Here is a 21,880-nt window from a genome sequence, read left to right as displayed (position 1 = left end):
TCAGCCGGCCATGGTGAGGCCGCCGCTGACACTGAGCACCTGGCCGGTGATGTAGTTCGCGCGGTCGGACGCGAAGAACAGCACGGCGTCGGCGATCTCCGCCGGAGTCGCCGGCCGTCGGAACGGGATGGCGCGGATCAGTCCGTCGCGCACTTTCTCCGGCAGTGACGCGAAGAGCGGCGTGTCGGTTGGGCCTGGGCACACGCAGTTGACGTTGATGCGATAGCGCGCCATCTCGCGGGCCAGTGACTTGGTGAAGGCGATCAGCCCGCCCTTGGTCCCGGCGTAGACGGTCTCGCCCAGGGACCCCACGCGTCCTGCGTCACTGGCGATGTTGACGATCTTTGCCGTCGCCTCCGCCGTCAGAATCGGTTCGAGGAAGGCGCGGGTGAGCCGGACCGGGCCGAGGAAATTCACCGCGACGAGCGACTCCCACAGGGCATCGTCGTTGGACATGAAGGGCTGTCTCCGGTCGAAGCCGGCCGCGTTGACGATGATCTGCGGGACGTCCCCGGCCACGACGGCATCCCGCAAGGCGGTGATCGCGGCGGCGTCGGCGAGGTCGACCACATGGGCGGTGGCGGTCGTGCCGATGGCGGCGACCGTGTCGGACAAGCCTTGTGGATCACGGTCGACGGCGACGACCCTCGCGCCCGCGGCGCCGAGCTCGACGGCGATTGCCCGGCCGATTCCCGACGCCGCGCCGGTGACGACGGCGGTCTTGTTGTCGAGTCGCATGTTGTCTCCTCCAGAAAAATCAACCGTGCGGTCGATTATTGACCTATCTGGTCGAACTGTCCTAGCTTTGGGGGGCACCGGGATGTGCCAGGCCTCGCCGACCCACACGAGACGGAGACGACATGAACCTCGACGACTACCGGCAACTGACACTGAGCCGCCGGGACAACGGGGTCTTGCTCATCACCATCGACCGACCGGAGAAATACAACGCGGCCGATGAAGAGATGCACGCCGAGCTGGCCCGCATCTGGCGCGACGTCTCCACCGACCACGACACCCGCGTCGCTGTGATCACCGGTGCGGGCAAGGCGTTCAGCGCGGGCGGTGACTTGGCCATGGTGGAGCGGATGGCCGGTGACTACCAACGGGTTTCGCACATGCTCGGTGAGATGAGCGATCTGGTCTACAACATGATCAACTGCGACAAACCGATCGTGTCGGCCATCAACGGCGTGGCAGTCGGGGCGGGCGCGGTAGCGGCATTGCTCGCCGACATCGCGATCGTCGCCGAGGATGCCCGGATCGGCGATGGTCACGTCAAACTCGGTGTGGCCGCGGGCGATCACGCCGCCATCATCTGGCCGCTGCTGGCAGGGATGGCCAAGGCCAAGTACTACCTGATGACGGGGGAGATGATCACCGGCATCGAAGCCGAACGCATCGGTCTGGTGGCCAAAGCCCTTCCCCGCGAGGAGGTCCTGGATGAGGCCTTGCGGATCGCCGACGGGCTCGCCGCAGGCGCCCAGCAGGCCATCCGACTGACCAAGCGGTCGCTGAACAACTGGCTGCGCCAAGCCGGGCCGATCTTCGACCAATCGGCGGCCTACGAAATGCTCACCTTTCTCGGGCCCGACGTGGTCGAGGGATACACCGCGCTGCGCGAGAAGCGGGCTCCGCGGTTCCCTTCCGCCGAGTCCTGAGCCACGAGCGCGGCTCAGTCGAAGATGCGCAACGCGCGGTCCACGACCGCGGCCCGTAATTCAGCCCGGTCGTCGTCATGGGCTCCCGGCCGGATCCACACCGAGGACTGGTTGAGGATTCCGTGCAGGCATTGCAAGGCGACATTGATGTTGGGACAGGTGAATTCGCCGCTCGCGATGCCCTGCTCGGCGACCTTGCGGAACACGGCGTCGTGCCTGCGGCGCATGTCCTTCATCGGTTCCTCGAAGACCTTCGGCCAGCTGCCCGGCCACGAGAACACCGTCGCCACCTCGGGCGCGGTCTCGGTCAGGATCAGGATCTGCTCATCGATGAGCGCTGCCAGATGGTCCCGGGCGGACACCTCTCCGAGGGTCTCTTCACGTGCGGTCAGGCGGTGCAGCACCTCCTGCGTGAGCGACTCCAGCGCCGCGGCGACCAGCTCGTCCTTTGACGAGAAGTAGTGGTACAGCGTCGCTTTCGCGATATCAGTCTGCTCGGCGACCCCTTCCAGGCTCATCCCCTGGTAACCGGACTCCGTCAGGATCCGGGTGGCTGTCCTGACGATCTCAGCCTTGCGGCGGTCACGTCGCCGGGCCACACGGCTGGACCCGGTCGCGGGTTCAGCATCCATACGGCCATCGCTCCCTCGGCACTGCGCGCGGTTGGTCGACGCCATCGTAGCGAAGACCCTCCCGCGCGTTCGGTAAACCGACCGAGTGGCCGAACAGCCGACCCAGATCCCGAAAAGCTCGCCCGGCTCAGCGGTGCGTGGCCTGCTCCGCGGTCACGGAAGTCCCCGCTCCGAGGTGGCCGGCAGCGTACTGGGCCGCCTGATCGGTCATCCCGTTGTCGGCGTACTGGTTGTGCGCGCCGTTGTCGCTGCCGGTCGGCGAGCACACCGGATCCTCGGGGATACACAGGTCGAGGGTCTTGGGTGCGTACTGGGCGCCGACCTTGATCGGCGGGGCGCCGGTGTAGATCATCTGCAGGAAGCCGCTGGACGGCTTGCCGAAGAGCGCGACCGCGGCGACGTGGTCGACGACCGATGCCGGCATCGGCCCGGTGAGCCCCGGCGGCAGGGCGAAGCCTGCCGGGACGGCATCGGCGGTGATGTACGCCGCGACGGCGGCGCCTTGCGAGTAGCCACCGAGCACCATCTTGGTGTTCGGGCACACGTTGGCGGTGTCGCGGACCTTGTTACTGGCGTCGACCACACCGTCGGCGGCAGTCGCGAAGTCAAGAGACGCCGGATAGTTCACCGCATAGACATCGACGGACTTGCCGGGGACCTTCGCGCGGAGGGAATCGACGAACGCCTCACCGACACGGCCGACGCCGGGAGGCTCGAACGTGCCTCTGGCGAACACCACCTGCACATCAGGACATGACTCCGCGGATGCCTGCCCGGCCACGGCGAGCGACCCCGCCGCCGCGAACGGTGCGACCGCAGCGGCAACCAACCAGCGATTGATTCGGTTCATGCGACAACCCCCAACCCTCGACACACAGACTCGCGGAAGCGCCGTTGGCCCCACAATTCACGCCAAGCAGATACCCAGCATTCTCTCACTCGAACCCGATCGCCGGTGTGATGTGGAACACGGACCGGTCAGTCCATTCTGCCGGCGTCCACCAGGCGCAGTACCGCGGTCCCTGCTTCGTCGGACTCTTCGAGGTCCACCTCGACGTCGAACCCCCAGTCCCGGTCGCCCGCCGGGTCGTCGAGGATCTGCCGTACCCGCCACACGCCGGGCTGCCGGTCGAAGATCAGCATCGCGGGGCCGCGCGCATCGGCGCCGGTGCCGAGGTCGGAATGCTCGGCGAAGTACTCCAGACCGACCTCTTCCCATCGCTGCGCGGACCAGCCGGCGTCGCCGTCGAGCTCGCCGAGTTCGTCCCAGCGTCTCCTGGCGAACAACTCGACCCGGCGGAACAACGCGTTGCGGACCATCGCGGTGAAGGCACGTTCGTTGCCGGTCAGTGGGCGCGGCCGGGTCGGCGTCGCGACGGGCACGTCATGGGGCTGATCGGGATCGGTGAGCTGCTCCCATTCATCGAGCAGGCTCGAATCGACCTGGCGGACAAGCTCGCCGATCCACTCGACGATGTCGATGACCTCGTCGGTACGGGCCGCGGCGGGAACACCGGATCGCAGGGCTTTGAACGCGTCGGACAGATAGCGCAGCACAGCACCTTCCGACCGTGTCAGTCCGTAGGCGCTGACGAACTCCCGGAACGTCATGGCGCGCTCCCACATCTCCCGCACGATCGACTTGGGAGACAGCCGGCCGTCCGCGGCCCACGGGTTGGTGCGTAGGTAGACGTCGAAGGCATGGTTGAGCAGTTCTTCGAGCGGCTTGGGATAGCTGACCTCATCGAGCAGCTCGATGCGCTCCTCGTATTCGATGCCGTCGGCCTTCATCTGCGCGACGGCCTCGCCCCTGGCCTTGTTCAACTGTGCTGCCAGAATCTGGCGCGGATCCTCCAGCGTCGCCTCTATCACCGAAACCACGTCCAGCGCATAGGTTTCCGATTCGGGATCGAGCAGGTCGATCGCGGCGAGCGCGAACGTCGACAACGGCTGGTTCAGTGCGAAGTCCGGCGGTAGGTCAACGGTCAGCCGGTACCGCCGCCCGTCGGGCTCGGGTTCGTCGAGGCGCTCCAACACCCCGGCCTGTAACAGCGACCGGGCGATGCCGACGGCTTCGCGGATGTGCCGGAGTTGCCGCTTACGGGGCTCGTGGTTGTCGGTGAGCAACCGGCGCATCGCCACGAAGGGATCGCCGGGCCGATCCACGACATCGAGAATCATCGCCGTCGACACCCGCATGTTGCTCGTCAACGCCTCGGGCGCAGCAGAGACCAACCGGTTCATGGTGGCCTCGCTCCAGGGCACCATGCCCTCGGGAACCTTGCGGCGCACCAGCTTTCGGCGCTTCTTGGGATCGTCGGCAACCTTCGCGAACTGCTTGAGGTTCTCCACCTCATGGTCGGGCGCCTGAACGACGACGGTGCCGACGGTGTCGTAACCCGCGCGCCCGGCCCGGCCCGCGATCTGGTGGAACTCACGGGCACTGAGCAACCGGGTGCGGGTGCCGTCGTACTTCGACAGCGCCGAGAACACCACGGTCCGGATCGGCACGTTGATGCCGACGCCGAGGGTGTCGGTGCCGCAGATGACCTTCAGCAGACCGGCCTGAGCAAGCTGCTCCACCAGCCGTCGGTACTTCGGCAGCATCCCGGCGTGGTGCACACCGATGCCGTGCCGCACCAGCCGCGACAGCGTCGACCCGAACGCCGACGTGAAACGGAAGCCGCCGATGGCCTCGGCGATCGCGGCCTTCTCGTCCTTGGTGCTCACGTTGACACTCATCAGTGCCTGCGCGCGTTCCAGCGCCGAGGCCTGGGTGAAATGCACGACGTAGACCGGGGCCTGCTTGGTGTCGAGCAGATCCTGAATGGTCTCGTGCATCGGCGTCGTCGCATACGAGTAGAACAGCGGCACTGGTCGTTCGGCACCAGCGACCAGCGCCGTCGGACGCCCGGTGCGCCGGGTGAGGTCCTCGCGCAGGAACGTGACATCGCCGAGCGTGGCCGACATCAACAAGAACTGGGCACGCGGCAGTTCCAGCAGTGGCACCTGCCACGCCCAGCCGCGGTCGGGGTCGCCGTAGAAGTGGAACTCGTCCATCACCACCAGACCGATGTCGGCCTGCGCGCCTTCCCGCAGCGCGATGTTGGCGAGCACCTCCGCCGTGCACGCGATGATCGGCGCGTCGGAGTTGACGGCCGCGTCGCCGGTCAGCATGCCGACGTTCACCGCACCGAACACGTCGCACAGAGCGAAGAACTTCTCACTGACCAGGGCTTTGATGGGCGCTGTGTAGTAGCTGCGCTTGCCTGCCGCCAACGTCGCGTACAGCGCGCCCGTGGCCACCAGCGACTTGCCGGACCCGGTCGGGGTGGCCAGCACCACGTTGGCCCCGCTGACCAGTTCGATCAGCGCCTCTTCCTGCGCCGGATACAGCGCGGTGCCGTTGGCCTCGGCCCAGGCGGCGAAGTCGGTGAACAGCGTGTCGGGGTCAGCGCTTCGTGCGCGCAGTGCGGACAGATCGCCGGGGTCGTCGAGCAGGGCAGTGGGCATCGTGGTGACCAGCGTGCCTGACCCCTGCTCGACGCCGCGCGGCAGGTCCGGTCAGGCGTCGTCGAGCATGTCGTGGAGGAGCTGGCCGCCGTGAACAGCCGCCAGCAGTGAACCCTCCGCGGCCCGGTTGGCGATGAACAGCATCTCGTCACCAGCCTCCAGCACCTCGTCGGGGCGCGGCAGGATGACTTGCGAACTGCGAACCAAGCTCACCAACGCGGTGTTCGACGGAAGGTCCAACTGGTCGACGCGCCGGCCCACGAGCGGGTTGGCTTCGGGCAGGGTCAGTTTGGTCAGCTCGACACGGCCGCCACGCAGGCCCATCAGCCGCACCAGATGACCGATGTCGATGGCGCCCTCGATGCCGGCGACCAGTGCACCCGGCGTCGAGACGGCAACGTCGATGCCCCAACTCGGGCCGAACAACCATTGGTTGCTGACGTCGTTGATGCGGGCGACGACCCGGGGCACGCCGAACTCGGTTTTGGCGAGCAGGCCGATGACGAGATTGGCCTTGTCGTCGCCCGTCGCGGCGATCAGTACGTCGCAGGTCTGGATTCCGGCTTCCTCGAGTGCGGTGATCTCGCACGCGTCGGCCAGCAACCAGTCCGCCTCGGCGGCCGTGTCGGGCTCGTACTTGCGCCGCTCGCGTTCGATGAGCAAGACCTTGTGGCCGTAATCGAGCAACTCGCGCGCAACGGATCGCCCGACGTTGCCCGCGCCGGCGATCGCGATTCGCATCTTCCGTTCCGCCACCCGGTTATTTTTGCCTATACGCCGGGCCTCACCACACGCTTCGGTACTGATTTACTTTCACGTTGATGACCTTGCAACAGTTGTACCTGGCCTTGTTGGTCGGAGGCCTTGTGCTGCTCGCAAGCATCATCGGCACGCGCGTCGCGACGCGCGTGGGATTTCCCAGTCTGCTGCTGTTCCTTTTGGTGGGCGTCGTTCTCGGTGAGGACGGCATCGGGCTGCACTTCGACAACGTCGAACTCGCCAGGAATGTCTGCACGGCCGCCCTCGCCGTGATCCTCGTCGAGGGTGGTTTGACCACCCGCTACGCCGACATCCGCAAGGTGCTGGCGCCAGCGGCGTCACTGGCGACGATCGGGGTGTTGATCAGCACGGTCGTCACCGCGGTCGGTGCCCACGTGCTGCTGCGCATGGATTGGCAGCTGTCGCTCCTGCTCGGGGCGATCGTGGCCTCCACCGACGCGGCCGCGGTGTTCTCGGTGCTGCGGGTATTGCCGCTACCGCGGCGCCTCGCGGGTCTGCTTGAGGCCGAATCCGGGTTCAACGACGCACCGGCGGTCATCCTCGTGCTGATGTTCAGCGTGGTGCCGTTCGTCCTCGAACCAGAGGGAGCGCTCACCGAAATCGCCTACGAGCTGGTGGTGGGTGTCGCGCTAGGCCTGACTGTCGGGCTTCTCGGGGCGATCGCGTTGCGGCGCATCGCCCTGCCGGCGTCCGGGCTGTACCCGATCGCGACCTTCGGCCTGGGGCTCGTCGCGTTCGCGGCCGGCGGTAGCGCGCATGCGAGCGGCTTCATCGCGGCGTACCTGGCGGCGGTCGTGCTCGCCAATTCGGGGTTGCCTCACCGATCGGCGACGCGGTCCTTCGCCGAGGGGGTCGGCTGGCTGGCGCAGATCGGCCTGTTCGTCCTGCTCGGGCTGTTGGTCAACCCGCATGAACTGACCGACGACGTGATCCCGGCGATCGTCGTCGGCCTGGTGCTGCTGTTGGTGGCCCGCCCGCTGTCGGTGTTGGGAGCGCTGATCGGCTTCCGTATCCCGTTGCGGGAGCAGCTGTTCCTGTCGTGGGCCGGGCTGCGCGGTGCGGTGCCGATCGTGCTGGCCACCTTCCCGATCGTCGTGGGCGTGGCCGACAGCCACCGCCTGCTCAACATCGTCTTCGTTCTGGTGGTGATCTTCACCCTGGTCCAGGCCCCGAGCCTGCACTTCGTCGCTAACCGGCTGGGGCTGGTGACCGCCGAGTCCACCCGGGAGATTCAGGTCGAAGCGGCGCCGCTCGACGTCCTCGACGCGGAACTGCTCACCATGACGGTGCAGCCGTCGTCGCGTCTGCACAACGTCACGATCCTCGAACTGCGCCTGCCGTACCCCGCGGTGATCACACTGATTGTGCGGGACGGCCACACTTTCGTCCCGTTGCCCGATACGCGTATCGAGGTCGGCGACGAGCTCCTCATCGTCACGACCAGCAAAGTGCGGCCCGCCACCGAAGCGCGGCTGCGAGCGGTCAGCCGCCGCGGCAAGCTGGCCCACTGGTTCGACGAATACGGTCTGCTGGAGTGAATCAGGTGCGCACGTTGATATGCCGTGCGGCCCACTGTGCACCGAGCTGAATCAGCCCGGACTGTTGGTAGCGGACGTGCGCGTCGAAGTCCCGGCCGAGCGAACAGATGGGGTCGTTGGTGTTGCACAGGTCGGCGGTTCGTGCGCCGAAGTCCGGGCTCATGCGGGTCAGGGGCTGCCCGAGCCGCGCCGACGGGTTGCCGAAGACGACGATCGACGCGATCCGCGGGATGACGGACGCCGGTAGCGGCGCGTTGTAGCCGAGTCCGGCGACCGGTGAGGTGGCGACGACGTCGACGACGGCCGCGCCCTGCGAGTAGCCTCCGAGCACCATCTTCGTCTTCGGACACTGGGACGCCGTGGCCTGCGCATGCTTGCTCATGTCGGTCGCCCCGGCCGCGGCCTTGAGAAAATCCCACGACGCGGGGTACTGGACGGCGTAGGTGCTGACGGTCGAGCCCTTGACCATGGGACGCAGCGTGTCAACGAAGGCCTGGCCGACCGCGCCGATACCCGATGGCTCATCGGTGCCGCGCGCGAAGATCACCTCGACGTCCGAGCACTTTGGCGCGGCAGACGCGACCGCCGGGGCGACCGCGCAGGCAGAAGTGACCATCATGGCGGCGACGGCCAGGTGGGTGCTCGGGCGACACCGGCGACGTCGAGATGTCGTGCCAAAAGGCATGATTCTCCTCGACGTGTACCGGATCGGCCCCGTGCAGATCCTTTCCCAATAACCACTTTTACCACTCTGTCAACAGGCCGAGGTCAGCGTGGCGTCTTCTCGCCGGCTTCCACCGCGACGGTGAGCCGGTTCTCGGCGGGCGCCACGGGGCAGGTCGCGAAGTCGGTGAACGAGCACGGCAGGTTGGCCGCCCGGTTGAAGTCGAGAGTCACAGTCCCGTCGGCATCGGGAGCGCCGACGGCAAGGGATCGGGCGGCAGGGTAGGTGGTCACGCCGCTGGTGGCGTCGGTGAACAGCACTTGCAAGCCGCCCTCGCGGCCTGCGAAGGCGACGAGTCGATGGGCGCTGCCTGCCAACTCGAAGTCGAGGACACCGACGGCCGAGTGGTGGTGTTCGAGGCCTTCCACGACGGCGCCGGTCGTGACGGTGACATGTTCCGGATACGGCGTGAACGTGGCGGCGACGCGCCAGCGCTCGTTCGGTGGGTAGGCGGGGATGCCGTGGTAGCTCAGCAGATGGGGTGACTTGGGGTCGTGTACCCGAAGCGCAACCGACCCGGTCCGCCGGATCACCTCGATGCGCCTGTCCCCGTCGGCGACGAGTAGCCCCGGCGCGCCTTCGATCGGTTCGAGCCGCTCGGTGCCGTCGATCCCCTCGACATAGACCGCGGCCTCGTCCGCCCGCCAACGGCCCGGAAGGTCGGCGACGGTTTCGAATTCGTCGGTGAGCCAGTACAGCGCGGTCAGGCTGACCCAGCCCAGTGGATCGCCGTAGTAGCGTTCGCGCTCGCGGTGCCATTCGGTCCACTCGGCTTCGAATGTGGTCGCGGACGTGCTGGTCATGACGTCACCTCTTTCTGAAGGGGTTGTGCGGCAAGGGGTCTGCTGGGGATCAGGGCGCGTAGTGTCGGCGCCACGTCGCTTTGGAACAACTCGAGGCTGCGCCGCTTCTGCTCGGCTGACACGCCGTCGGCGTCGGCGCTGAGGTGGATCACCTCGTGCCCGAGCTGTTCGTGGTAGCGGCCGATTTTGTCGACCACCTGCTGGGGGCTGCCGACGAGGGCCGAGCTGCGGGCGACGAAATCCTCGATGGTCTCGAAAACCACTGGCAGCCCGGTACGACGGGCAAATGCCAGGCGGGTTTCGAAGATCGGCCGGTACTCGGCGATCGCCTGCTGGGTCGTCGGCGCGACCTGGAATCCGGCCGTGCCCGCGCCAACGAGCGCATCCTCGGGGCGGTGCCCATAGAACTCCCAGCGCTGCCGGTAGTACCGCACCAATTCGGCGTACGGCTCGATCGGATGGGTCACGTTGGCGGAGAAGAGCGGATCCCCGTGACGGGCGGCGAGATCCACCGAATCGCGACTTGTCGCGCTGCCGTGCCAGATTCGGATGCGCTCCTGCAGAGGACGGGGCAGCGCTTTGGCGTGGGACAGCGGCGGGCGAAACCTGCCCGACCACGTCACGTCCTCGCTGCCCCACAACAAGCGGAACAGTTCGTAGCCTTCGCGGTTGCGGTCCCATTGGTCGGCGGCGGTCACGTGGAACAACTCGGCCTGGGCGGCGCCGTTGCCTTTGCCGATGATCAGTTCGAGCCTGCCGTCGGACAGGTTGTCCAGCGTCGAGTAGTCCTCAAAAGCACGCACCGGGTCGAGCAGGCTCAAGGTGGTCACCGCGGTGAACAACCCGATGCGCGACGTACGGGCGGCGATGTTGCTCAGCACCACCGGCGGTGACGACGAGATGAACGGATCCTCGTGACGTTCCCCGACCGCGAACCCGTCGAACCCCAGCTCCTCGGCAAGCACCGCGGTGTCCACGACCTCGCGCAGCCGCGCGGCAGGACTCTTCTTCTCGCCCGTGACCGGGTCGGGTTGATGCGTGATGAGCGTGAGCAACAAGAATTTCATCGGGACCGGGCCACGAAATGACGGGCCATACCTCGCCTCCTCCATCGTTCGCCGGCAACAGCATGGTTGCGGCGCCGGTTCGATGCCAAGGTTTTCGGTCGCGCTGAGTCAGTTGCGACGATCTATACGAACCGATGTGTTCGCGGTTTCATTCCAGCCGGGTGGCCAGCAGTTCGGCGAGGTGCAATCCGCGGGTATGGGCCAGATCGTTGAGTTGCGTGCGACACGAATATCCGTCGGCCAGCACCACCGTGCCGGGTGCCGCCTCACGTACGGCGGGCAGCAACTGCTGTTCGGCGATTGCCGCGGACACTTCGTAGTGGCCCTTCTCCACTCCGAAATTGCCTGCCAGGCCACAACATCCACCCAATTTGCGGACGGTCGCGCCGGCGCGGCCCAGCAGCGCGGCGTCGGCATCCCACGTCATCACCGCGTGATGGTGACAGTGCGGTTGCGCCACCACTGCGGTTCCGTCGAGTTGCGGTGGCCGCCAGTCTCTTTCGGTGAGCAGCTCGGCGAGTGTGCGGGTGGCGGTCGCGACGGGTAGGGCCTTCTCGCCGAGCAGTTCGGCGGCGTCCGACCGCAGTACGGCCGTGCAGGACGGCTCGAGGCCGACGATGGGGACACCGGCGGTCGCGGTGTCGGTCAGCTCATCGACCGTGCGCCCCAGGATGCGTCTGGCGGCGTCGAGCTGCCCGGTGCTGATCCACGTCAACGCACAGCACTGCTGGCGCCCCGTCAACCGCACCCGCAGGCCCGCGGCCTCCAGGACGGCCACGGCGGCTCGGCCCACCTCCGGCGTGAAGTAGTTGGTGAACGTGTCGACGAACAGCAGCACCGGATCACCACTCACCGGCTGGGTGTGCGCGCGGTCGAACCAGTCCCGGAAGGTGTGACGGGCAAACGGCGGTATGGCGCGACGGTGGTCGATCCCTGCGCCGCGCAGTGCCAGCGGCTGCACGCCGGGCAGTTGCGCCGCGGCGTTGACCAGACCGGGAGTTCTACTGGCCAACCGTGCCCAGCGCGGCAGCCAGCCGAGCGAGTAGTGCGCGGGAGGGCGCAGTCGTCGTCGATAACTCTGGTGCAGCACTTCGGATTTGAACATCGGCATGTCCACCCCGGTCGGGCAGTCCGAGGTGCACCCCTTGCAGGACAAGCACAGATCGAGGGCCTCGTGCACCTCCGGCGCCCGCCATCCGCCGGTGACCGCGGTGCCGTTGATCATCTCCTGCAGCGCCCGGGCGCGGCCCCTGGTCGAATCCTTCTCATCGCGCGTCGCGAGATACGACGGGCACATCACCCCGCCGGACGTCCGGTTGTCGGCGCGGCACTTGCCCACCCCGGTGCAGCGGTGTACGGCCTGGCTGAAGTCTCCGCCGTCGTGCCGATAGGCGAAGGCGAGGTTGCGCCGCAGCGCGGGCGCCGCAGGGACCCGCAGGTCCGCGTCGAGCGGCCGCGGGTCGACGATCACCCCGGGGTTCAGCACATTGTCGGGGTCGAAGACGTGTTTGACCGCCGCGAAGGCCGAGAGCGCAGCGGGTGAGTACATCATGGCCAGCAGTTCGCTGCGGGCGCGGCCGTCGCCGTGTTCCCCGGACAGTGAGCCGTGGTAGCTGACGACGAGATGGGTTGCGGCCATGATGAATTCGCGGAATCCCGCGACACCGCCGGGGCGGTCGAGCGGCCAGTCGATCCGGATGTGCATGCAGCCGTCGCCGAAATGTCCGTACGGCAGGCCGGTGACACCGAAATCGCTCATCAGCGAGTCGAATTCGCGCAGATAAGAGCCCAGCTGCTGCGGCGGCACCGCAGCGTCCTCCCAGCCCGCATGGGCCGGTCTACCGGCCGGGCTCCGTGACGACAACCCCGCACCGTCGGCGCGGATGCGCCACAGCGCAGCCTTCTCTGCGGCGTCGGTGACGACGCGGGCCGCCACGGCACCACACCTCGCGGATACCTGTTCGGCACGGCCGAGCACCTCGTCGAGGTCGTCACCGGCGATCTCGACGAACAGCCACGCATTGCCGCGCGGCAGCGGCGGGACGGCGCCCGGTCCGCGCCGCTCGGTCACCACGTTCACGATCCGGGAGTCGATGCCCTCGCAGGCCGTGGGGGAGAAGGCCAGCACACCAGGTGCCGCGTCCCCGGCCGTGGCGATGTCGTCGTAGCCGAGCACCACGAGGACCGCGTGGACCGGATCGATCACCAGACCGACCGTGGCCTCGGTCAGGACCGCGAGGGTGCCCTCGGAGCCGGCAATCATTCGGGTGACGTCGAAACCGCGTTCGGGAGCGAGATGTTCGAGCGCGTAGCCGGATACCTGACGCCCGAACGTCCCCAGCTCGGTGCGGATGGTGCCCAGGTGTGCGGCGGTGACATCGCGCAGCGCCGCCATCGTCGGGCCCTCGCCGGTGACAGCGGTGTCCAGCCGGGCGCCGGAGCCCGTATAACCGCGGACCCGCAGCAGGTTGTCGGAAGTTCTGCCGTAACCCAGTGCGCGAGATCCGCAGGCGTTGTTGCCGATCATGCCGCCGATCGTGGCGCGCGTGAACGACGACGGGTCAGGGCCGTACCGCAGCCCGAGTGCGGCGGCGCGGCGTTGGAGGTCCACCTGGATGACCCCGGGCTGCACCACTGCGCTGCGCGACTCGGCGTCGATGTCGAGCACCCGGTGCATGTGCCGGCTGAAGTCGAGCACCACTCCGGTGCCGATGGCGTTGCCCGCGATCGAGGTTCCGCCGCCCCGCGAGGTCAGCGCAACTCCCTCGCCACGGCAGACGGTCAACACCGCCTCAACTTCGGCTTCGTCGTGCGGTCGCACCACGACAAGGGGAAGCACCCGGTACAGCGACGCGTCCGAGGTGTACAGCGCTCGGGTGGTGTTGTCGGCGGCGACATCGCGCACGCCGGCGCGGCCCAGCAGGGAGGCCAGGCCCGCCGCGTCGATCATGGTTCGCACGCTACCGAACTGCTTTCGGTAGCCCGAGCGGGCCCAGCGTGCGCTTGTCAGAACGGGATCATCGGCACGATCACGGTGCGCAGAATGATCACCGCGACGAACACGGCGGTGAACGCCAGGTCGAGGGACACGGATCCCAGCCGCACGGGCCTGAGTACCTGTCGCACCGGGCGGATCACGGGTTCGGTGATGCCGTGGGTGATCCGGCGTGCGGACTCCACACCGCTGCTGCGCGCCCCGACAGGCGACAGCACGCCCACCCAGTCGACAACGACGCGGGCAATGAGCACGAATTCGAAGAGTAGGAGGACTATTCCGAGCAAACCTGCGATCACCGCACGCTCCTTCCGTTCCTGTCGAGTGTTCGGCCCGCGCCTGAGGCGGGGCTGTGGGTAGCTGAAGATTTCGCCCTTGTGTCGAGTGCCACTTCCGGCCGCCGAGCCAGTGCGAATCCGGCCAGGTCGATGAGCACTTCGAGATATTCGTTCGTGGCGCCGATGAATGGACTTGTGCCACAACATTTCCGGTTAGCTCGGTGGACGGGTTTTCGAGACACCCATGCTGAACAGGATCGGTGTGTTTTGATCAGCGGATGAAGCGCCGGGGGCGGATTTCACGGATGGCACTGGCGGGCGTGCTTCTCGCGACGGTCGTGATCGTCTCGGCGCACCCCGCAACCGCCGACCCGTGCGCCGACGTCGACGTCGTTTTCGCGCGGGGGACCGGCGAACCACCCGGCATCGGCCGGGTGGGGCAGGCGTTCGTCGACGCGCTGGCACCGCAACTGGGCGGACGCACGGTGAGTACCTATGGCGTCGACTATCCGGCCGGCATCAACTTCCTCACCACAGCAGACGGCGCCAACGACGCGGCCGCGCACATCGCATGGATGACGGAGCAGTGCCCGGGCACCCAGTTGGTGCTGGGCGGGTTCTCTCAGGGCGCGGCGGTCGTGTCGATGCTGGCGGGTGTGCCGCCGCTGGGCCGCACCATCGGTACGTTCGGATCGGCGCCGCCGCTGCCCCAGCCGAGCGCCGACGCGATCCGCGCGGTGGCGGTGTTCGGCAATCCCGGTCAGCGTTTCGGTACCCCACTGTCGAGCACCGGGCTGTTCGCAGGCCGGGCCATCGACCAGTGCAGCCCTGGGGACCCGATCTGTGTCCAGGGCGGCCGGGACCGTGCGGCACACAGCAATTACGAGCTGCCGCCGTACAACCTGCAAGCAGCGAATTTCGTCGCAGGCCGTCTCTGACGTTTCGGGGAGCTAACGATCGGGTCCTAACTCGGACTCGGCCCTCCCACATCACGGTCGCTCGTGGTGTGGTGGACGGTGATGGTCCGTTCATTGTTGTCAGTGCGCCGGTTGCCACAGCTGGCAGCCGCCGGTGCGGTGTGTTCGGCGCTGCTGGCGGTGGCGCCCGTGCCCGCGTCCGCGGGGCCGGCCACCGACGCCCAAGGGTTCGTCGACTCCACCGCGCGGTGCGGAACCGTCGACGCGACGGTGCTCTACGGCAGCACCGACGCCTCGCGCGTCGCGATCTGCAAGACCGGCAACACGTTCGAATACCGCGGTGTGCGGGTGCGGGACGGCGCCAAACTGGTCGCGCCTGCCACCCCGTCCGGTGACGGCTTCCGCGCCGAGTCCAGCGGTTTCACCTATACGGTGACAGCGAAGTCCTTGGTGGTCAGTCAGGGAGCCACGACCATCCGCGAGGAAACCATGGTCGATTTCCACCGGCCGGGTGCCTCGGCGCCGCAAGGGACGGCCCAGGGCACTGCGGCGCCACAGAACGCGCCGACAGCGCAGAACGTTCCGCAACCGCTCGCGTCGGCGACACCGTCGACACCGCTGCCCCCGCCGTTGCCCGCCGAGGTTGGCGCCAAGCGGTAGCGGGTGCCCGCGGTCGGTACCCGTCACGCGGGCATAATCCAGCGCATGCCCGCCGGAACGCTGACCGCCGATGAACAGCAGATGGTCGAACTGGTGTCGGAGTTCGTCGATCAGCGCGTCCGGCCGCGGGTCCGCGATTACGAGCAGGACGACATCTACCCCGAAGAATTCATCGAGGAGATGAAGCAGCTCGGCTTCTTCGGGTTGCTGGTACCCGCCGAGTACGGCGGCGTCGACGTCAGCACCGCGTGTTTCGCCCGCGTCACCGAGGAACTCGCGCGCGGCTGGATGAGCCTGGCCGGTGCCATCGGTGGCCACTCGGTGATCAGCTATCTGATCAAGGCCTTCGGCTCCGACGCGCAGAAGCAGAAGTACCTGTCGCGGATGGCCGACGGGTCGACCCGGGCGACCATGGCGCTCACCGAACCCGGCGGCGGCAGCGACCTGCAGGCAATGCGGACCACGGCGACCGCCGACGGTGACGAGTGGATCATCAACGGCTCCAAGACCTGGATCTCCAATGCCGCGCACTCCGGACTGTTCGGTCTGTTGTGCATCACCGACCGCGACGCCACGCCGGCCCACCGGGGGATGAGCGTCATCCTCACCGAACCTGGTGCTGGACTTGCGGTTTCGAAGAAACTGCCCAAACTGGGCTATCGCGGTGTCGAGGCGTGCGAGGTGGTCTTCGACGGCCGCCGGGTCGGCAACGACGCGATCCTGGGCGAGGTGCCGAACCAGGGCTGGGCGCATATGATGCGCGGCCTGGAAGTCGGCCGAATCCAGGTGGCTGCGCGCGCCCTGGGCGTCGGCCAGGCCGCGCTCGACGACGCCGTCCGGTATGCGCAGGAACGGGAGTCGTTCGGCAAGCCCATCTGGAAGCACCAGGCGGTCGGAAACCTGTTGGCCGACATGGCAACCAAGCAGCGCGCGGCCCGGCTGCTGACTCTCGATGCCGCCGAGAAGCTCGATGTGGGCGAACGCGCGGACATGGAGGCAGGGATGGCCAAGCTGTTCGCATCGGAGACCGCCATGCAGATCGCGCTCGACGCGATCCGGGTGCACGGCGGCTACGGCTACTCCAAGGAGTACGACGTCGAGCGCTACTTCCGCGACGCCCCGCTGATGATCGTCGGGGAGGGCACCAACGAGATCCAGCGCAATGTGATCGCCGCGCAGCTCATCGCCCGCAACCCGATCTGAGTCGGCTCAGCCGTCGGAGGCCGCGTAGAGCTGCAGGTAGGCGGTCAGTGCACGGGCGCCCTCGGCCAGTACAGCGCGATCGCCGTCCGGCCCCGCCCGGTGGGCGACTTCGAGCAGACGGTTACCCATTTCCACCGCCACCGCAGTGACCAGGGGATCGGAGCCCGGGCGCAGCAGCCGCCACGCCAGTAGCGAGGTATGCAGCGCGTTGGCGAACTCTGCGCGGCGCAGTTGTGGATCGGCCAGCAGGCCCCGGGCCAGGCTGTTGTAGTGCAGCGTCACCAGTTGCGGGTGGCTGCGCATGTGTTCGTAGTGAAAATCGAAGAGGGCGTGGACGACCTCACCCAGACTTGTCGGGGTCAGTGCCCCCAGGACGGCTGCGCCGTCGGCATCGCGCCGGTCGAGATACTCCAGCAGGATCTCCGAGAGGATGGCATCCCGGTTCGGGAAAAACTGGTACACCGTCGCGACGGGTACGTCAGCACGTTCGGCAATGGCGCGGGTGGTCACCGCGTCAGCCCCGTCCGCCTCGAGCAGATCCATGGCCGCGGCCATGATGCGCTCGACGCGCCGCTTGCTGCGCTCCTGCACCGGTTGTCGGCGCCGTAACCCGTTTTGGGTGACCACCTAGGCATGGTCCCACACCAATAACGTGAATGAGATTCATGTTAGGGTTGATCGGCGGTCGGCCGACCAACCGGTTTCGAGGGGTTACCAGCTGTTCGGCCGCTATCCCAGCGTCTTGTGTAGTTCCAGGGTCGCGGTCACCGCGTCGGCAGCCTCGGCGCCCTTCTTCACGAAATGCTCGGTGAAGTACCGGACATGCTCGTCGTGCTCGTGGAAGTGGTGCGGTGTCAGCACTACCGAGAACACCGGGACATCGGTGTCGAGCTGCACTCGCATCAGTCCGTCGATGACAGCCGTCGCGACGAATTCGTGCCGATAGATACCGCCGTCGACCACCAGCGCCGCGGCCACCACCGCCCGGTACCGGCCGCTGCTCGCGAGCCGCTTTGCCGTCAGGGGGATCTCGAACGCGCCGGGAACCTCGAAGAACTCCAGGTTGTCATCGCTGAAGCCCGCGGTACGGATCCGATCGGTGAAGCCCTCGCGCGCCCGGTCGACGATGTTGCGGTGCCATGTGGCCTGCACAAATGCGATCTGGGTGGCTGAGTCAGTCATTACGGCTCCTCGTGCAAGGGCTTGTCGGTCATGCCGAGACGCTACCTCAGCCGCTATGCGCCACCGAGGTACGCGTCGGCCCAGGCGCCGATGATGCGTCCCGCGCGTTTGGCCTGGCCCGGACCCGTGAGCAGATGCTCCGAGCCCTCCAACGACACGAAGCTGCGGGGGTGCCGCGCGGTGCGGAAGATGTCGCTGGCGTTCTTGATGCCGACGGTGTTGTCGGTGGGCGAGTGCAGGATCAGCAGTGGCAGCTTGAGGGCTTTGATCTTGTCGTGCAGATGGGCGGCGCGGACGTCTTCGACGAATGCCCGTTTGAGCGTCAGTGTCTTGCCGCCGACCATCCATTGCGCGCTGCCTTCGGCGAAGACGCACTCCAGCACGGCGTCGTACTGGTGCTCCACATGGACCGGATCGATCGGCGCGCCGACGGTCACCACCGCGCGGATTCCCGGTGCCTGCCGGGCAGCGGCCAGCACAGCAGCGCCGCCGAACGAATGGCCGATGAGGATCTCGGCCGGGGTGCCGCGCGCGGACATGAACTTGCACGCCTCGACGATGTCGTCCACCTTGTGCGTGAACGAGCCGTCACCCCAGTCGCCCTCGGACCCGCCGAGACCCAGGGCGTCGTAGCGCAGCATGCCGATGCCGTCGCTCGCGAGCTGCTTACAGATTCGCGATGCGGCCGGCGAATCTTTGCCGAGCGTGAATCCATGCGAGAACACGCCCCAGCCGCGGATGGGTCCGTCGGGCAGATCGATAACACCCGCCAGCATCGGGCCCGTCGAGCTGGGGAAGGTCACGCGTTCAGCCATGCAGGAGGTCTATCACGCCGGGGCACCGTGTGCCCCGTCACTTTCAGACGTGCCGCGGTGACCGGCCCGTCACCGCGGCAGCGCCGATACGTAGTCTGGAGGTCATCGGCCGCTGCTGGTCAGAGCTGCCCGGCATGCTGCGACTGAACGCAATGAGATGTGGAGCAAGTTCGTGCCCCTGAACACCATCGCGCTGGAACTCGTCCCGCCGAACCTTGAACGCGGCGTGCACTACCCCGTAGAGGAAGCGCGGAAAGTGCTCGCCCTGGCGGCCGAGACGGGTATCGACGGCCGGATCGGCCACGTGATGATCCCGGGCATGATCGATGAGGACGACGACCGTCCGATCGAGATGAAGCCCCGGATGGATGTCCTGGACTACTGGAACATCCTGCGGCCCGAACTGCCCGGGATGCGTGGTCTGTGCACCCAGGTGACGTCGTTCCTGGACGAGGCGGCGCTGGGCCGGCGGCTGACGGATCTGAGCGGGGCCGGATTCGACGGCATCGCGTTCGTCGGTGTACCCCGGACCATGAAGGACGGCGAGGGTGAGGGCGTCGCGCCCACCGATGCCCTGTCGATCTACGAGAAGCTCGTCCCCAACCGAGGCGCCATCCTGATCCCGACCCGTGACGGCGAGCAGGGCCGGTTCAACTTCAAATGCGAGCGGGGCGCGACGTACGGCATGACGCAGTTGCTGTACTCCGACACCATCGTCGGATTCCTCAAAGAGTTCGCCAAGACCACCGACCACCGGCCCGAGATCCTGTTGTCGTTCGGTTTCGTGCCGAAGATGGAGACCAAGGTCGGTCTGATCAACTGGCTGATCCAGGATCCCGGCAACCAGGCAGTGGCCGCCGAACAGGAATTCGTCAGCCAGCTGGCCGAGCGCGACCCGGAAGACAAGCGCAAGCTGATGCTGGACCTGTACAAGAGGGTGATCGACGGGGTGGCCGACCTCGGGTTCCCGCTGAGCATCCACTTCGAGGCGGCCTACGGCGTGTCCAAGCCCGCGTTCACCACGTTCGCCGAGATGCTCGCCTACTGGTCGCCGGACCGCGTCAACCAGTAGCTCACGCGGCCCTGTTGCCTCATGCCAACAGGGCGGCCGTACATGTCGGTGGTCGAATGTATGTTCGAATCATGCAGGCGGATGCGGTCCAAGCGGCGGCGGGGTTGCGAGCCGCGTTCGACGCGTTCGCTGAGTGTGAATTCGGTTCGCTGTCTCGCGCCGAACTGATGGAGGTGCTCGACGAGTACGAGGCATTGAGCTGTCAGCTGCCTTCGGTGTGGCATCGACTGTTGGCCCAGCTGCAGGCCGACACCACAGCGCGGGAGTTGGGCGCCAAATCCTGGAACGAGGTGCTGCGGATCCGGTGGCGGCTGTCGAGTGCCGAAGCCGGCCGCCGGCTGGGGGAAGCCGCTGAGTTGGGGCCACGCCGCGCCCTGACCGGGGAGCCGCTGCCGCCGGTGCTTCCGGTGATGGCCGCCGCCCAGAGCGCCGGACTGATCAATCCCGACCACGTCAAGGTGCTGCGCGACGCGATCAAAGCGCTCCCCACCTTCGTCGACCAGGCCACCCGAGAGCAGTTCGAAGCCGACCTGGTCCGCGTCGCGGTCGGGGTCGGCCCCAAAGAACTCAAAGAGACCGCCGAGTTGCGGTTGTTCCTGCTCGATCAGGACGGCCCCGAACCCGACGACACCGAACGCGCCCGCAAACGCGGAGTCACCATGTCCAAACAGGGCCGTGATGCGATGACCGCACTCACCGCCAATCTCACTCCTGAAGCCGCCGCCGTGATGGAAGTGCTGTTCGCCAAGTTCGCCGCGCCGGGCATGTGCAACCCGGATGACGACGAACCGTGCACGTGCGGAACTCCCACCCAGGAGCAGATCGACAATGATCACCGCAGCTTGGCTCAACGCCAACACGATGCGCTACTGGTCATCGGACGCATCGCGCTGATGACGGATCTTGGTCAGCTCAACGGGTTGCCGGTGTCGATCATCATCCGCACCACCTTGCAAGACCTCGAACGCCGCGCAGGAATCGGGGTGAGCGGCGGCGGCATCAAACTGCCCATCAGCGACGTGATTCGCTTGGGCGGGCACGCGAATCATCACTTGGCGATCTTCGATGAGGCCACCGGAGCCGCCTTGAACTACTTTCGGGCCCGCCGGGTTGCCAGCCCGGCCCAGCGGATCATGCTGATCGCCCGCGATGGCGGCTGCACTAAACCGTGCTGCACCGTCGGCGCCTACGGCACCCAGGTGCATCACGCGGTGGCGGATTGGGCTGATGGTGGTAACACCAACATCGACGAGATGGCTCTGGCGTGCGGCCCCGACAACCGTCTCGTGAACACCGACGGTGGCTACACCACCAGCATCAATCTTCGCGGTGAGGTGGAATGGCAGCCCCCACCCGGACTTGACCACGGCCAAAACCGGATCAACTACCACCACCGCCCCGAACTTCTGCTCACCCCACCAGAACAAGACGACCCCGACGGGACACCGGGTGCGGCGCACGGGCCCAGACCCGCCGAGGACCTCACATGGGAATGGGAACAGCGAGCACACCCCAAGGTCAGGCGGGATCCGGAGCCGCACAACGAGTTCAAACTGGACCCCGAGTCACAAAAAGATCCTGAACCCGAGCTCAAGCAGAACCTCCAAGCAGAACATCCACCCGAAGCGAAGTCAGGCCTCGAGTCGCAGCCAGGCTGCTGCGCGCCCGCGGAAATCCCGGAGCCGGCTGCCGCAGCTCAGAACTGGGACCGCGAACCGGAACCGGACGAGGCTCACGCGCCCGAGTGGACACCGGAATGGGACCTGGAGCCCGACCCCGAATGGGACCTGACAGCCGACCTCGCCCAGGTGCTGGCCTGGGAGCAAGGGCCCGACTGGGCCGAAGAGTGGGACAACACCTTCGACCCATCCAATGTCGAATGCCTCTGGGACACAGCGGCATTCACCCCAGAGTCGTCGGACCGGTACCACCCACCCAACAACCACACCCCCAGCGGCAAAGCGGTGCGCGGCCCATAGCCGTCACCCACGGTGGCGCCACGGGCGCCGTTGAGGCGTGCGGCCCACGGCACCATGGCGT

At 67.1% G+C, this 21,880-nt stretch carries 20 protein-coding genes; 7 read left to right on the top strand and 13 right to left on the bottom strand.

All coding sequences use genetic code 11. From position 1 onward, the window contains the following. Positions 1 to 738 carry an SDR family NAD(P)-dependent oxidoreductase gene (locus RMCB_RS10775; protein ID WP_062828770.1) on the bottom strand — a complete coding sequence of 246 codons (738 nt, stop codon included), beginning with the start codon at positions 736 to 738 and terminating at the stop codon, positions 1 to 3. Positions 739 to 860: 122 nt separating this feature from the next. Here RMCB_RS10775 and RMCB_RS10770 point away from each other — a divergent pair, with 122 nt between their 5' ends. Continuing rightward, positions 861 to 1,661, top strand: coding sequence for an enoyl-CoA hydratase/isomerase family protein (locus tag RMCB_RS10770; RefSeq protein WP_062828769.1), 801 nt, complete (start codon positions 861 to 863; stop codon positions 1,659 to 1,661). Positions 1,662 to 1,675: 14 nt separating this feature from the next. Here RMCB_RS10770 and RMCB_RS10765 read toward each other — a convergent pair whose 3' ends face one another. The 4 genes from RMCB_RS10765 to RMCB_RS10750 all read right to left on the bottom strand — a co-directional run bounded on the left by RMCB_RS10765 (position 1,676) and on the right by RMCB_RS10750 (position 6,547). After that, entirely contained in the window at positions 1,676 to 2,293 is a 618-nt protein-coding gene (locus tag RMCB_RS10765; RefSeq protein WP_062828768.1) for a TetR/AcrR family transcriptional regulator, read from the bottom strand. A 127-nt stretch (positions 2,294 to 2,420) separates the two neighbouring features. Then, positions 2,421 to 3,143, bottom strand: coding sequence for a cutinase family protein (locus RMCB_RS10760; RefSeq protein ID WP_029370356.1), 723 nt, complete (start codon positions 3,141 to 3,143; stop codon positions 2,421 to 2,423). A gap of 128 nt (positions 3,144 to 3,271) precedes the next feature. Further along, a complete protein-coding gene (locus RMCB_RS10755; protein ID WP_062828767.1) occupies positions 3,272 to 5,806 on the bottom strand; it encodes a DEAD/DEAH box helicase in 2,535 nt (844 codons plus the stop codon). Between the two features lie 51 nt (positions 5,807 to 5,857). After that, the gene (locus RMCB_RS10750; protein ID WP_029370358.1) at positions 5,858 to 6,547 is read right to left on the bottom strand and encodes a potassium channel family protein; all 690 of its coding nucleotides are present in this window, start codon (positions 6,545 to 6,547) and stop codon (positions 5,858 to 5,860) included. A gap of 80 nt (positions 6,548 to 6,627) precedes the next feature. Here RMCB_RS10750 and RMCB_RS10745 point away from each other — a divergent pair, with 80 nt between their 5' ends. Beyond that, a complete protein-coding gene (locus tag RMCB_RS10745; protein ID WP_029370359.1) occupies positions 6,628 to 8,124 on the top strand; it encodes a potassium/proton antiporter in 1,497 nt (498 codons plus the stop codon). Between the two features lies 1 nt (position 8,125). On the opposite strand, the gene RMCB_RS10740 is transcribed toward RMCB_RS10745, so the two are convergent. From RMCB_RS10740 to RMCB_RS36260, 5 genes are all read right to left on the bottom strand, one after another. After that, the gene (locus RMCB_RS10740; RefSeq protein ID WP_062828766.1) at positions 8,126 to 8,809 is read right to left on the bottom strand and encodes a cutinase family protein; all 684 of its coding nucleotides are present in this window, start codon (positions 8,807 to 8,809) and stop codon (positions 8,126 to 8,128) included. Between the two features lie 83 nt (positions 8,810 to 8,892). Next, on the bottom strand, positions 8,893 to 9,651 hold the full coding sequence (locus RMCB_RS10735; RefSeq protein ID WP_062828765.1) for a DUF1684 domain-containing protein: 759 nt from the start codon (positions 9,649 to 9,651) through the stop codon (positions 8,893 to 8,895). Beyond that, entirely contained in the window at positions 9,648 to 10,718 is a 1,071-nt protein-coding gene (locus RMCB_RS10730; protein ID WP_062828764.1) for an LLM class flavin-dependent oxidoreductase, read from the bottom strand. The genes RMCB_RS10735 and RMCB_RS10730 overlap by 4 nt, the downstream gene beginning before the upstream one ends. A 148-nt stretch (positions 10,719 to 10,866) precedes the next feature. Then, complete coding sequence (locus RMCB_RS10725) at positions 10,867 to 13,668, bottom strand: FAD-binding and (Fe-S)-binding domain-containing protein (protein WP_062828763.1); 2,802 nt, start codon at positions 13,666 to 13,668, stop codon at positions 10,867 to 10,869. Between the two features lie 56 nt (positions 13,669 to 13,724). Further along, positions 13,725 to 14,012: a YggT family protein gene (locus RMCB_RS36260; RefSeq protein WP_029370364.1), complete on the bottom strand. Its 288-nt coding sequence runs from the start codon at positions 14,010 to 14,012 to the stop codon at positions 13,725 to 13,727. A 284-nt stretch (positions 14,013 to 14,296) separates the two neighbouring features. Between RMCB_RS36260 and RMCB_RS10715 the strand changes: the two genes are divergently transcribed. The 3 genes from RMCB_RS10715 to RMCB_RS10705 all read left to right on the top strand — a co-directional run bounded on the left by RMCB_RS10715 (position 14,297) and on the right by RMCB_RS10705 (position 16,771). Further along, positions 14,297 to 14,929, top strand: a complete 633-nt coding sequence (locus RMCB_RS10715) for a cutinase family protein (RefSeq protein WP_062828762.1) — start codon at positions 14,297 to 14,299, stop codon at positions 14,927 to 14,929. A gap of 81 nt (positions 14,930 to 15,010) precedes the next feature. Then, positions 15,011 to 15,568, top strand: a complete 558-nt coding sequence (locus RMCB_RS10710) for a hypothetical protein (RefSeq protein WP_051243888.1) — start codon at positions 15,011 to 15,013, stop codon at positions 15,566 to 15,568. A gap of 45 nt (positions 15,569 to 15,613) precedes the next feature. Then, positions 15,614 to 16,771, top strand: coding sequence for an acyl-CoA dehydrogenase family protein (locus RMCB_RS10705; protein WP_036424352.1), 1,158 nt, complete (start codon positions 15,614 to 15,616; stop codon positions 16,769 to 16,771). A gap of 6 nt (positions 16,772 to 16,777) precedes the next feature. Here RMCB_RS10705 and RMCB_RS10700 read toward each other — a convergent pair whose 3' ends face one another. From RMCB_RS10700 to RMCB_RS10690, 3 genes are all read right to left on the bottom strand, one after another. Beyond that, a complete protein-coding gene (locus tag RMCB_RS10700) occupies positions 16,778 to 17,398 on the bottom strand; it encodes a TetR/AcrR family transcriptional regulator (protein WP_029370368.1) in 621 nt (206 codons plus the stop codon). 102 nt (positions 17,399 to 17,500) lie between these two features. Further along, a complete protein-coding gene (locus tag RMCB_RS10695; protein ID WP_029370369.1) occupies positions 17,501 to 17,953 on the bottom strand; it encodes a 6,7-dimethyl-8-ribityllumazine synthase in 453 nt (150 codons plus the stop codon). Positions 17,954 to 18,006: 53 nt separating this feature from the next. Beyond that, on the bottom strand, positions 18,007 to 18,768 hold the full coding sequence (locus RMCB_RS10690) for an alpha/beta hydrolase family protein (RefSeq protein ID WP_062828761.1): 762 nt from the start codon (positions 18,766 to 18,768) through the stop codon (positions 18,007 to 18,009). A 157-nt stretch (positions 18,769 to 18,925) separates the two neighbouring features. Between RMCB_RS10690 and RMCB_RS10685 the strand changes: the two genes are divergently transcribed. Beyond that, on the top strand, positions 18,926 to 19,840 hold the full coding sequence (locus tag RMCB_RS10685; protein ID WP_109784236.1) for a mycobacterial-type methylenetetrahydrofolate reductase: 915 nt from the start codon (positions 18,926 to 18,928) through the stop codon (positions 19,838 to 19,840). Positions 19,841 to 19,896: 56 nt separating this feature from the next. Next, the gene (locus RMCB_RS10680) at positions 19,897 to 21,819 is read left to right on the top strand and encodes an HNH endonuclease signature motif containing protein (protein ID WP_084388415.1); all 1,923 of its coding nucleotides are present in this window, start codon (positions 19,897 to 19,899) and stop codon (positions 21,817 to 21,819) included. Positions 21,820 to 21,880: the final 61 nt, after the last annotated feature.

The sequence above is a fragment of the Mycolicibacterium brisbanense genome (assembly GCF_001570425.1).
In the GTDB taxonomy this organism is placed as follows: Bacteria; Actinomycetota; Actinomycetes; order Mycobacteriales; family Mycobacteriaceae; genus Mycobacterium; species Mycobacterium brisbanense.
The sequence above is the reverse complement of the archived record's forward strand: the minus strand, read 5'-3'. Positions and strand labels throughout refer to the sequence as shown.